Annotated in this window: 10 protein-coding genes; 3 read left to right on the plus strand and 7 right to left on the minus strand. The window is 72.2% G+C overall.

Annotated features, from left to right (window positions below; translation table 11 throughout):
• Positions 1–100: 100 nt before the first annotated feature.
• The 4 genes from MTF69_RS29900 to MTF69_RS29915 all read right to left on the minus strand — a co-directional run bounded on the left by MTF69_RS29900 (position 101) and on the right by MTF69_RS29915 (position 4063).
• Complete coding sequence (locus MTF69_RS29900; protein WP_243339299.1) at positions 101–436, minus strand: helix-turn-helix domain-containing protein; 336 nt, start codon at positions 434–436, stop codon at positions 101–103.
• Positions 433–804 (minus strand): type II toxin-antitoxin system RelE/ParE family toxin, encoded by a 372-nt coding sequence (locus tag MTF69_RS29905; RefSeq protein WP_243339300.1) that lies wholly within the window; start codon positions 802–804, stop codon positions 433–435. Before MTF69_RS29905 ends, MTF69_RS29900 begins: the two co-directional genes overlap by 4 nt.
• A gap of 173 nt (positions 805–977) precedes the next feature.
• Positions 978–1472: a peptidylprolyl isomerase gene (locus MTF69_RS29910; protein ID WP_243339301.1), complete on the minus strand. Its 495-nt coding sequence runs from the start codon at positions 1470–1472 to the stop codon at positions 978–980.
• Positions 1473–1573: 101 nt separating this feature from the next.
• Positions 1574–4063 (minus strand): PQQ-binding-like beta-propeller repeat protein, encoded by a 2490-nt coding sequence (locus MTF69_RS29915; RefSeq protein WP_243339302.1) that lies wholly within the window; start codon positions 4061–4063, stop codon positions 1574–1576.
• Between the two features lie 321 nt (positions 4064–4384).
• On the opposite strand from MTF69_RS29915, the gene MTF69_RS29920 reads away from it, so the two are divergent.
• Positions 4385–6025, plus strand: a complete 1641-nt coding sequence (locus MTF69_RS29920; protein WP_243339303.1) for a hypothetical protein — start codon at positions 4385–4387, stop codon at positions 6023–6025.
• 160 nt (positions 6026–6185) lie between these two features.
• Entirely contained in the window at positions 6186–8207 is a 2022-nt protein-coding gene (locus tag MTF69_RS29925; protein WP_243339304.1) for a transposase, read from the plus strand.
• Between the two features lie 15 nt (positions 8208–8222).
• On the opposite strand, the gene MTF69_RS29930 is transcribed toward MTF69_RS29925, so the two are convergent.
• Entirely contained in the window at positions 8223–9023 is an 801-nt protein-coding gene (locus tag MTF69_RS29930) for a VOC family protein (RefSeq protein WP_243339305.1), read from the minus strand.
• Between the two features lie 301 nt (positions 9024–9324).
• On the opposite strand from MTF69_RS29930, the gene MTF69_RS29935 reads away from it, so the two are divergent.
• Positions 9325–9972: a TetR family transcriptional regulator gene (locus MTF69_RS29935; RefSeq protein ID WP_243339306.1), complete on the plus strand. Its 648-nt coding sequence runs from the start codon at positions 9325–9327 to the stop codon at positions 9970–9972.
• Positions 9973–10025: 53 nt separating this feature from the next.
• Here MTF69_RS29935 and MTF69_RS29940 read toward each other — a convergent pair whose 3' ends face one another.
• Complete coding sequence (locus tag MTF69_RS29940) at positions 10026–10499, minus strand: nitroreductase family deazaflavin-dependent oxidoreductase (RefSeq protein ID WP_243339307.1); 474 nt, start codon at positions 10497–10499, stop codon at positions 10026–10028.
• Positions 10499–11731 (minus strand): acyl-CoA dehydrogenase family protein, encoded by a 1233-nt coding sequence (locus tag MTF69_RS29945; RefSeq protein ID WP_243339308.1) that lies wholly within the window; start codon positions 11729–11731, stop codon positions 10499–10501. The genes MTF69_RS29940 and MTF69_RS29945 overlap by 1 nt, the downstream gene beginning before the upstream one ends.
• Positions 11732–11849 lie beyond the last annotated feature (118 nt).

Here is an 11849-nt window from a genome sequence, read left to right on the forward strand (position 1 = left end):
CACAGGTATGAGGTGCCTGACATGACGGCGGCCCCGTCCCCCCTGAGGGGGCGGGGCCGGCCAGTCGTTGCGGGCGGGGTGGGGATCAGGCCTCTACGCGCTAAGCGGCGTGCGTGTCAGTGCCACGCAGGATGTACATGTCGTCTCCGAAAACGGCGGAGATCTGGAGATGGCCGCCAAGAGCCCGGACATAACGGGCGATTGCTTCAACCGTGGAAACCTCACCACGCTCGATCTGCGAGACGCGGCTCTTGGTGATGCCCATCCGCTCGGCCACCTCCAATTGGGTCAGGCCAAGGCTGGTGCGGCGTTCGGCGAGCCTGTGGCCATCGATGTAGGCCTGGTTGCGCTTGCGCGCCTCGGTCACGCTCTCCTCGCCACCGGCATCTTCAACGATGCCGGACCTCACGTCACTCCACTTGGGAAAGTTCGTCATCGCTGCCCTTCCTCTTCTTCCCGTTCCTTCAGGTACTGGGCGTACAACTCCTCCGCCCGGGGCATGGCCCGCCGGTACCAACCGGACCAGTCCCCCGACTTGTCACCGCCCACCAGCAGGATCGCTGACCGCCACGGGTCGAACACGAAGATGATCCGGACCTCTGAGCGGCCTGCCGACCCCGGCCGCAACTCCTTGAGGTTGTGGACCTGCGATCCTTCGAGCCGGTCGACCAACGGGCGCCCCAGCCCGGGCCCGCCCTCGGCGAGCCGGTCGATGGCATCGACGATCTGCGCCTTGGATGGCCCGTCCAGCGCGCGAAGCCAGACCAGGAACTCGTCGGTCACGCGGATCTCCCACTCGTCCACACCGCGAGTGTAGCGAATCCTCTACCTTCGCCGCGAGGTGAACAGCCATGAGCACTCCGAGGGGCAGGGCATTGACGGATCCCGCCGATGCGGCGAGCGGCCCCCCGACATGACGGCGGCCCCGTCCCCCCTGAGGGGGCGGGGCCGGCCAGCCGTTGCGGGCGGGGTGGGGATCAGGCCTCTACGACGCCGGACGTCGCGATCTCGATCTTGCCGCGCGTGGAGCCCGAGGCGGTGCCGAGCTTCTCGATGCGGTCCACGATCTCCGTGCCCTCGACGACCTCGCCGAAGACGACGTGCTTGCCGTCGAGCCAGGAGGTGACGACGGTGGTGATGAAGAACTGCGAGCCGTTGGTGTTCTTGCCCGCGTTCGCCATCGACAGCAGGTACGGACGGTCGTGCTTCAGGGTGAAGTTCTCGTCGGCGAACTTCTCGCCGTAGATGCTCTTGCCGCCCGTGCCGTTGTGGTTGGTGAAGTCACCGCCCTGCAGCATGAACTGCGGGATGACGCGGTGGAAGCCGGAGCCGGCGTAGCCGAAGCCGTTCTGGCCCGTGCACAGCTCGCGGAAGTTCTGGGCGGTCTTCGGGACGGTCTCGTCGAAGAGGTTGAAGACGATGCGACCGGCGTCCTGGCCGTCGATCTTGATGTCGAAGAATACGTTGCTCATGGGGTCCATCCTGTCACTCCTCGTGCGGTGCGCGACCCCGAGGGGGCCGCGACCGGGCCCCCGGATGGCTCAGCCGCAGCTCAGGCGGCGGCCGAGCCGCGTCACCCGCCCGTACGGGTCCCCGTGCCCTTGGCGGCGTCCAGCGCGTAGACGCAGCGGTCCTTGCTGCACGCGTAGACCACGCCCGCCTCGGCCACCGGGGCCCCGGTGATCTCCCCGCCGGTGGCCAGTTTCCAGCGGAGCTGGCCACCCGCCGCGTCGAGGGTGTAGAGGCAGTGGTCGGCCGATCCGAAGTGGACCCGGCCGTCCGCGACCGCCGGGGAACCGGTGATCTCGCCGCCCGCCGCGAACCGCCACTTCGGGGTGCCGGTGACCGCGTCGAGCGTGTACACGGCGCTGCCCGCGGCCAGGTGGACGTTGCCCGCGGCGACGAGGACCGCGTCGGCGGCCTGCCGGGGCTCCGTGGCGATGCGCCAGCGGTCCTTGCCGGTGGCCGCGTCCAGGGCGTAGACGGTGCCCAGGTAGTCCGCGAGGTAGACCCCGCCGCCCGTGACGGCCGCGCCGGGGGCGAAGGCCGGGGGCGCGAGGAACACGGCGGGCGCCTCGAAGTGCCAGCGCACCCGGCCCGAAGCCCGGTCGACGGAGATCACCCGGGTGCCCGCGGCGACGTAGACGTTGCCGTCGGGCGCGGGAGTGACCCGGACGGGCACGTTCCCGCAGGAAGCGGCGTCGCCGACCGGATACGACCAGGACTCGCGGCCGGAGCGGGCGTCCAGGGCGCGCAGCCGGGCGTCCTGCCACACGTAGACCGTGCCGTCGTGCAGCACGGGGGCCGCCTCGGCGGTCTCGAACTCGCTCTGCGCGCCGGTCAGTTCCCACAGCTTCTGCCCGCTGGACGACTCCCAGGCCTGTACGCCGCCTCCGCGCGTGGCGGTGACGACGGTGCCCCGGTCGGCGCGCAGGGCGTACACCCAGGCATCGGCGGACAGCCGCCACCGCTCGGAGCCGTCGGTGGCGTCCAGGGCGTAGAGGGAGGGGCCGTCGGAGGCGTGGATGCGCCCGTCGGAGACGGCCATGGACCAGGCCACGTCGCGGGTCTTGAACTGGCGGCGGCCGCTGGCCACGTCCAGGGCGTGCACCTCGAAGGAGGTGACGTAGAGCAGGTCGCCGGCGACGGTCGGGGTGCCCCAGACCTCGTTCGACATCCGGAACCGCCAGGGCCGCCAGCGGCCGCTGTCGGGTGCCGGGCCGGGGCTCGGTACGACGACCGAGGGCGCGGGGCCCGCCACCGGGGTGCCGGCGGGCGGCCGGATCCAGCCGGTCGCGGAGTCCGCGGCGGAGCCGGCGTGGGCGGCCGGCGCCGAGGCGGAGGCCTGCGGGCCCGGGCCGATCGGCACCGGAGAGCCGCCGAGCCGCACGGGCTCGCCCGAGGGCGCCATCGGGGGGTGCTCGGGCCGCTGCGGGACGGCCTGGCCGGTCCGCGGGTCGGTCCAGGGGTCGGCTCCGCCGCGCTGTCGGCGGTGCGTGGCGGGACCGGACGCGGGACCGGACCCGGGACCGGGGGCGCGGCCGGAGGCACCACCGGACGCGCGGCCGGAGGCGGGACCGACGCTCTCGATGGGTGCGGAGACGCCCGCCCGGGGAAGCGCGGGCTTGGGCACGGCGGCCGCCGCGGCATGGGCAGCGGCCGCGGCGTTGCGGTGGCCGGCCCGCCGGGCCTCGATCATCGCGACGGCCCGCTCGGGCAGCCACGCCGAGGCAGTACCGCTCTCGTCGCCGCCCTCGAAGAGGTGCGGGGCGAGCTGCGCCTGCAGGTCGGCCGGGGTCGGCCGCTGCGTGGCGTCCATCTGCATGCAGGAGTCGATCAGCGGGCGGAGCTCGTCGGGGAGCCCCTCCAGGTTGGGGCCCTCGCGCAGCAGCATGAAGACCGTCTCCACCGGGTTCGCCCCGTGGTACGGCGGGTGCCCGGTGGCGGCGAAGACCAGCGTGGAGCCGAGCGAGAACACATCGCTGGCGCCCTTGACGCTGCGCGAGTCCTTGGCCTGCTCCGGCGACATGTACGCGGGGGTGCCGACGGCGACGTTCGTCATGGTCAGGCGGGTGTTGGAGACCCCGCTGGCGATGCCGAAGTCGATCACGCGCGGGCCGTCCTCGACGACGAGCACGTTGGAGGGCTTCAGGTCGCGGTGGACCAGGCCCGCCCCGTGGATGGACTGCAGCGCCTCGGCGATGCCGGCGGCGAGCCACCGTACGGCCTGCGCGGGCATGGGCCCGCACTCGTGGACGATCTCCTCCAGGGAGGGCGCCGGTACGTACGCGGTGGCCAGCCACGGCACGGCCGCGCGCGGGTCGGCGTCGACGACGGCCGCGGTGTAGAAGCCGGACACGGCGCGCGCCGCCTCCACTTCACGGGTGAAGCGGACGCGGAAGAGCTGGTCCTCGGCGAGCTCGGTGCGCACCGTCTTGATCGCCACCCGGCGTCCGGACGCCGACCGGGCGAGATAGACCAGCCCCATGCCGCCGGCGCCGAGCCGTCCCAGCACCTCGAAGGGGCCGATCCGTCTCGGGTCGTGCTGCGTCAGCTGCTCCACCACTCGCCTCCACACCCATCCCCGTACGGGGTCCCTCACGGGCCCCGCTCTTCCAGCCGTCGCCGGTGGCATCGCCGTCATCGCCGTCACGTCACCGGATGCGCGCGAGCCGCCGCGGGGCCTGCCCCGAGCAGCGTCTCACCCCCGGGGGCCGCCCGGGTCGCGCACCCCCGATTCTGTCAGGCCCGCGCCTGGTCCGGCCCCGGCACGGCGGGCGGCACCGTACGGGGCTGCGGGGAAAGGCGTACAACCCCTGGGGGGTGTCGCGGGTCTAGCAGCCGTTCAGCTCGTCATCATCCGGGGGGATCCGTGCGTCACCGTTTGACCTCAGCCGTCGTCGTTGTCACAGCAGTGCTCGGGGGCCTGGCCGTGGGGGAGGCGGCGCAGGCCATACCGGGGGCGGCGCAGGCCGCCGTCGTACGGGGAACGGCGCAGGCCTCGTCCGCGCCCGGGCCGGCGCAGGCCGCGTCCTCTCCCTGTCCGCCGGAGATGTCCGCCCGGCAGGACGGGTCCCTCGTCGTCCACAGCGAGCCGGACGGGACGGGCGTGCCCGACGGCCTCGTCGTCCACCTGCGGGACAAGAAGACGGGACTGCGCGTCGCCGCGGTCGACACGTTCCGCAAGGTGACCGACCCGGACGGCATCCTCCCCGACTTCCAGCTGGTCTCGGAGCCGCTCAAGCCGGCCGCCCTCGGGATCTACACGCTCGAAGTCGGCTCCGAAACCGAGCCCGTCGTCTGCGGGGACTTCGACTACCGGCTGCGTGCGGTGGTCACCGAGGTCGACGTGGTGGACGGGGTGTCCCTCGACCGCCTCGAGACCACCGTGTCGGCGGACGTGACCACCTTCGACCCGCGGACCGGGGCGAGCGCCCCGCTGCGGAACACCAAGGTCCACCTCTCCGGTGAGCGCACCTCGCAGGAGGCGACCACGGACGCACAGGGCCACCTCTCCTCCCCGTTCACCTTCCGGGGTACGGAGAACCACACCGAGGTGCGCGTCGAGGTCCCGGAAACCCCGGACGTGAGCGCCGGGGGGCGCAGCGACACCGCACGCGCGGTCCGCCAGAAGGCCGAGATCCTCCTCGACCCCGAATCCCGGAAGATCAAGACCCGCTACGGCTCGATCGCCACGATCACGGGCCAGGCCGTCAGGATCGCCGGGGACGGGACGCGCAAGCCCGTCCCCGAGGGCACGCCGATGCTCGCGGACCTCACCGGGGAGCCCAGGACGAAGGCGGACGGCCGCTTCGAGCGGCAGCTGCGGATGGTCCACGACCGCCCCGTGAAAACCACGTGGGCGGGCGGCAGGTCCCCCTGGCTGCAGTACGCGATCGCCGACACCGACGCCGAAGTCGTCGAGGCCGGCTTCTTCACGGACGTCAAGGCCACGATCGGCTCCGCGGGCGTGACGTTCACCGGGGGCCTCGCCCACAAGCCCCTCAGCCAGACGCCGACCCTGGTCGAGGTGCAGTACTCGGCCGACGGCAAGACGAGCTGGAAGACGCGCAACGTCTTCACCGTGGACTTCGCCACCGCCCGGTTCGACCTGGCGCTGCCGGGCGAGGCCGACGGCTACTGGCGGCTCCGGTACGCCGCCGCGCCGCGCATGCAGGGCTCCGTCACCGACCCGGTCCGGCTGACCAGGACGGCCACGGAGTTCACGAAGTTCAACGCGGCGCCGGAGCCGCTGCGCACGGGCCAGAGCTTCTCCATCAAGGGCACGCTCCGGCACGAGACCCCGGCGAAGGCCTACGGCGGCCAGCTGGTGCTGTTCTACTTCCAGCCCACCGGCAGCCAGGACTACGTCTTCAAGGGCCATGCGAAGACCGCCGCGAACGGCAGCTTCGCCCACGAGTTCACCGCCGACGGGACCGGCACCTGGGTCGCCCGCTACCGCGACGCGGACGGCAAGCACCTCAACGCCGAGAGCCGCCGGGACGACCTCGTCGTGAACCCGTAACCGGGCGGGGGGCGGGACCGGGGCCGGCTAAGAGCCTGCGGGGTCGTGCCGCCGCCCGCTTGGCGTCTTCGCGTCCAGGGATCGCGAAGGCCTTTCTTGCTGGAACAGCTTAATGACCCACATGTCGTACCGTAGGGTAGTCGTGTCGTGACGGGGGGTGATGGTTGTGCGGGCTGCGCAGACGCAGCGGAAGTTCCGGGGCAAGAACAAGGCTCCGAAGTGGAAGAAGCCCGACGACGGGATGGTGTCGGTGATGGTGCTGCCGCTGGCCGTCGCCGACCCCGCCGCCCTGGCTCGCGTGGAGAAGCTGTTCCGGGCGATGGGCTCGATCAAGCGGGCCGTCCAGCGTGATGCCCGCGCCAGGGTCGATGCCTACTGGTCCGCGTTCCACGAGCGCAACGAGGACGGGGCGAAGGCCGTACGGCAGCGTCTTGGCCTGTCCCGTGAAGCGGTGGAGCGGTGCGCGTACAAGCACCTGGAATCGTCGGGGCATTTGAAGCACCACGCCTCGAAGGCCCTGGCGATGCACATGGCCGACGAGGTGTGGAACGGCGTACAGCGCCACCTGTTCGCGGACGCCACGGGCAAGCGGCACGGCCGTCCGAAGACCGGGCGTTGGTACGACTTCACCGGCATTCCCGGCCGTGCCCGCTCCCACACCGCCGAACGCAAGTGGGAGACCTTCCGTCTCGTCGGCTCGCTGCCCGGCCACGTCACGGCCCACACCGACGGCGGCAAGCTCACCCTGATGCAGCCGCGCCGGATGGGAGTGCCGGCGGCGCCGTCCGGTGCTGTTCCCACCGGCAACACCACGGCGTCGGGGAAGCCGGGCACCCGCAAGGCAACGTGGTGGGACCACACCGGCCCGCTCGCCGTGGTGTTCGCGGGCGGCCCCGACTCCAGCCGGGGTGACCTCGTACTCCCGGTGCGCATGCCGCAGCGGCCCGGCCAGTGGGCGCGTGTCGAGCATTTCCTGTCGAATCCCGGCCGCTGGCACAAGGTCGATCTCGTGCGCCGCCGTAAGGCGTCCGCGCCGGGCGGCTGGGTGTATGAGGCGCATCTGATGGTCCTCGGCCCCGGCTACACCGCCCCAGCCGTACGGGACATGCGCCAGCAGGCCGCCGGGATGGGCAGGATCGGCGGCGTGGATGGCAACGTCTCCAACGTCTCGATCGTGTCCCTGCCCGCCACCCTGGACTCCGACGACGGCAAGCCGCAGTCCACCGAGATCATCCTGAGCCCCGCCGAACAGGCCCTCCTGGAGCAGGCGGCGAAGAAGCGACGCGGCCGTGCGCGGGCGCTGGAGCGCTCCCGCCGGGCCACCAACACCGCGCAATACGGCTTGTCGAAGAAGCAGATCCGCCGCGCCGAACACCGGGCAACCAAGGGCCTGCCCGAGAAGGCCGTCACCGTGCCCGGCGGCGCCCGCGCTGCCCGGTCGGACGGGGTGCCGAAGCAGGCGTTCCGCCGTGACCGGATCTCCACCGAATACAGGGGCCTGCGCGCCCGCCAGGCCGAGGCCGCCGCGTCGGCCGCCGAGCACCGCCGCCACCGCGCCCGCCTCCTCGCCCGGCAGATCATCGCCGCCCACGGCCCCACGCTGGTGGTCGAGGACTGCGACATCCGCACCTGGTACCGGCTGTGGGGGAAACGGCTTTCCCAGACCACCCCCGGCCTGCTCATCTCCGCACTCGACCGCGAGTGCACGGCTGCGGGCGGGCGACTCGTACGGGCCTCCACCTGGTCCACAGCCCTATCCCAGCACTGCCTGTGCGGCGAACGCGTGAACAAGACGCTCCGCGACCGCGAGCACAAGTGCATCGCCTGCGGCCTCACCGGGAAACGCGACCTCGTATCCGCCGCGCTGGCCGCATTCGTCCGCTTCACCGACGTGGACGACCCCACCACCGCGTACCTGGACACCACCGCGTCCCGGCACGCACAGATCGTTTTCGCACAAGGGCTGGAAGAAGCCCTGCGGGAGTCAACCGCACCGAGCCAGACCACCACGTCTCGTGGTGCTGGTCGCGTGGCAGTCCCACGGCAACGCCGTGCGACCTCTGCTCCCCGAACCGCCGGACGACGGTCCCGAGCAACCCCGGATGAGACACGCCCTGTGCGTGACCACACCGGAAAGCCCGGACACCGCCCCGGCCGCAACCCACAGCTCGCCCTCTGGTGAATTGCGGATCAAGTCTTAGCCGCCAGTCCTCGTCCGGGGCTCCGAGAGCAGCCCGAAGACCGCGCCCTGGTTGTCCGCGACCACCGCGATGCGCCCGTACGGGGTGTCGAAGGGGTCGGCGGTGACCCGGCCGCCGAGGCGCTGCACCATCGCCACGGACTGGTCGCAGTCCGGGACGGCGAAGTACGCCAGGAAGTGCGCGGGCATGATCTCCGGGAAGGCGTCGGTGATGAGGCTGCGCCCCAGGACGGCGGTCTCCGAGCCCGGCGCGGTGCCGGGCGGGGACCAGACGCGGTACTCGATGCCCGACTCGGCGTCGTTCTGGTCCTCGGGGACGTAGCCGAAGACCTTGGCGTAGAAGACGTCCACGGCGTCGCGGGCGCGGGTGTAGACCTCGCTCCAGCAGTACGTGTACGGCTCGTTCTGGGCGTCGAATCCGTGGTGGGTGCCGGGCTGCCACAGGCCGAAGACGGCCCCGCCGGGGTCGGCGGCCATCGCGGCGGTCCCGTAGGGGCCGACCGGCATCGGGTCCATCACCATCTGGCCGCCGGCGGCGCGGATGCGCTGGGCGCAGGCGTACGCGTCGGTGGTGTAGAGGTAGATCCCCCAGACGGTCGGCATCCGGCCGTCGGGCTTGGGGGCGAGGGCGGCGACGTTGCGGCCGCGGCTGTAGGCCTGGGTGTAGTGGCCGTACTCGGCTCCCGCGCTGTCGGCGAAGGTCCACCCGAAGAGCTCACCGTAGAAGCGCTTGCCGGCTTCCACGTCCGGCAGGGAGGCGTCGACCCAGCAGGGTGAGCCTTCCGCGAATGCGGCCATGAGCCCGGTTCCTTCCGTTGTGCGGGGGTGTGCGAGGGTGTGCACCCTCCGCGCACGTTCCGCCTCGCTCGCCCAGCCATGTCCTCCGGATCATGATGTGCCCGAAAACTTGTCCACAGCCTGTTGATAAGACTATTCGGGGGATAGGGTCCGAACCGGGACGGCGCGCCCGGGGCGCCCGCCCTGCCGGAATCGGCCGCGGTGACGGGGCGGTACGGGCTTACGCCCAGGCCAGGCGTCCCGTAACCCCATTTGCAGGCGGCCGAATCGCGCGCCGATCACCCCTCGGTAAGCTGACGGCATGACAGGACAAGTACGCACCGTCGACGGCCGCGTTGCCGGCCGGCGCGGTCAGGCGACGAGGCAGAAGCTGCTCGACTGCCTCAGCGAGATGCTCAGCTCCTCGCCGTACCGCGACGTCAAAGTGATCGACGTCGCCCGCAAGGCCGGTACCTCCCCCGCGACCTTCTACCAGTACTTCCCGGACGTCGAAGGCGCCGTCCTGGAGATCGCGGAGCGCATGGCCAGCGAGGGTGCGCAACTGACCTCGCTGGTCGAGGGGCGCGCGTGGGTCGGCAAGGCGGGCTGGGCGGCGGCCGAGGAACTCGTCGACGGCTTCCTGGAGTTCTGGCGTCGCAACGACGCGATCCTGCGGGTCGTCGACCTCGGCGCGGCCGAGGGCGACAAGCGGTTCTACAAGATCCGCATGAAGATCCTCAACTCCGTCACCAACTCTCTGACGGAGTCGATGAAGGAGCTCCAGGCCAAGGGCAAGGTCGACAAGGACGTGAGCCCGGCGGCGATGGCCGGTTCGCTGGTCGCCATGCTCGCGGCGGTCGCCTCGCACCAGAAGGGCTTCCAGACCTGGGGTGTCAAGCAGGCGGAACTGAAGCCGAACCTGGCGCTCCTGGTCCACCTGGGCATCACGGGCAAGAAGCCCACGAAGTAAGCGGCGGACCCCACCGGGTCCGCCGCGCCTTCCTTACGGGACTTCCGCCGTGATCAGCGACGCTCCAGGCGGAACAACCGGATCTCGCGCTCGATGCGCGCCTGGTACGCCGCGTACGGCGGCCAGAACTTCAGCACCGCCTGCCACGCCGCCGCGCGCTCCTCACCCGCCAGCAGGCGGGCGCGTACGGCGATGTCCTGACCCTTCCAACTCACGTCCGCGTCAGGATTCTTGAGCAGGTTCCCGGTCCACGCCGGGTGGCCGGGGCGGCCGAAGTTCGAGCCGATCAGCACCCAGCTCGCCCCGTCCTGCTCCGGCATGCACGCGAGCGGGGTGGTGCGCGGTTCGCCGGTCTTGGCGCCCTTGGCGGTGAGGATCACGCCGGGGAGCATCTGGGCGCTGAGGATGACCTTGCCGCGGGTCAGCTTGTGCACCGCCTTGTCCATGGCGGGGATGAAGTGCGGTGCGATCTTGGCGAACAGCATGGTCGAGGAGACCTTCTGCATCAGCTTGACTCCGGGCGCCATCAGACGGCCACCTTCTCGTTCCGTGGGGCGGGGGCGGGGGCGGGGGCGGGTACGGCCGCGGGTGCGGGTGCGAGGGGGGCGAACAGCCCTGCCGCGTCCGCGGCGTGGGCGCGCAGCCGGTGGACGGGGCCGAAGAGCAGTTCGTCGGCCGCCGCCCGCTTGAAGTAGAGGTGCGCGTCGTGCTCCCAGGTGAAGCCGATGCCGCCGTGCAGCTGGATGGCCTCGCCGGCGGTGATCCGCAGCGCTTCCAGGGCCTGGGCCAGGGCGAGTCCGCCCTGCTCCGGGTCCCAGGCCGCGTAGTAGGCGGCCGAGCGGGCCGCCTGGACCCGTACGTAGAGGTCGGCGAGGCGGTGCTTCACCGCCTGGAACGAGCCGATGGCCCGGCCGAACTGCTCGCGCTGCTGGACGTACTCCACGGTGCGGGCGAGCGCCTGCCCGGCCGCGCCCACCGCCTCGGCGGCCAGGACGGCGGCGGCGCCGCGTCCGGTGGCGGCGAGGGCTCCGGCCACGTCGACGTCCTCGCCGCCGAGCAACTCGGCTTCAACATCGCGCAGTTGGATCCGCCCCTGCGGGCGGGTCTCGTCCAGGGTGGTCTGCCGCGCCCGTACGAGGCCTGGCGCGTCCTCCCGTACGAGGAACAGCAGGGTGCGACTGCGGGCGAAGCCTCCCGTGTGCGCGGCGACCAGCAGCAGCGAGGCGCTGTGCCCGTCGAGCACCTGGGCGACCTCCCCGTACAGCCGCCAGCCGCCGTCCACGGCGCGGGCCTGCACCCCGCCGGCCCGGCCGCCCCCGGCCCATTCGCCCGGGGCGTTGTCCCCGGTCAGCGCGAGGGCGGTGGCCAGGGCGGGGCCGGGTACGGCGAGCGCGGCGGTGAGCCCGCCCGCCGCGAGCGGCGGGAGCAGGGCGGAGCGCTGGGCGCCGGTCCCCAGGGCGGTGACCAGCGGCACGGCGAGCACGGCGGTGGCCAGCAGCGGCGAGGGCAGCAGCACCCGCCCGGTCTCCTCGCAGGCCAGGGCCAGGTCGGCGGGGGTGCAGCCGACGCCCCCGTACTCCTCGGCCACGGCGATGCCCGGCAGCCCGAGCTGCCGGGCGAGCTGCTGCCACAGCTCGTGGTCGTGTCCGGCGTCGGTGCGGACGGCGGCCTTGACCTCGTCCGGGCCGCAGCGTTTGCCCAGGATCTCGCGCAGGGTACGCCGTATCTCGTCCTGCTCCGCGGTGAAGGCGGCATCCATCGTCGGGCTCCTCCCCGTATCTGACGGGCCGTCATGTTAGGGCGGGCGGCGCCATAAGCACAGGGGGCGGACCGTTCCGAAGCCGATCGCCGGGGGGTGCAGGGGGCGGCGGCGGCAC

The sequence above is a fragment of the Streptomyces sp. AP-93 genome, assembly GCF_022808175.1.
Taxonomy (GTDB): domain Bacteria; phylum Actinomycetota; class Actinomycetes; order Streptomycetales; family Streptomycetaceae; genus Streptomyces.

Bases quoted from the DNA above. Each gene is read 5' to 3' on its own strand.
- MTF69_RS29910 (WP_243339301.1), bottom strand. From the start codon at position 1,472: ATGAGCAACGTATTCTTCGACATCAAGATCGACGGCCAGGACGCCGGT.
- MTF69_RS29925 (WP_243339304.1), top strand. From the start codon at position 6,186: ATGGTTGTGCGGGCTGCGCAGACGCAGCGGAAGTTCCGGGGCAAGAAC.
- MTF69_RS29935 (WP_243339306.1), top strand. From the start codon at position 9,325: ATGACAGGACAAGTACGCACCGTCGACGGCCGCGTTGCCGGCCGGCGC.
- MTF69_RS29945 (WP_243339308.1), bottom strand. From the start codon at position 11,731: ATGGATGCCGCCTTCACCGCGGAGCAGGACGAGATACGGCGTACCCTG.
- MTF69_RS29930 (WP_243339305.1), bottom strand. From the start codon at position 9,023: ATGGCCGCATTCGCGGAAGGCTCACCCTGCTGGGTCGACGCCTCCCTG.
- MTF69_RS29900 (WP_243339299.1), bottom strand. From the start codon at position 436: ATGACGAACTTTCCCAAGTGGAGTGACGTGAGGTCCGGCATCGTTGAA.
- MTF69_RS29940 (WP_243339307.1), bottom strand. From the start codon at position 10,499: ATGGCGCCCGGAGTCAAGCTGATGCAGAAGGTCTCCTCGACCATGCTG.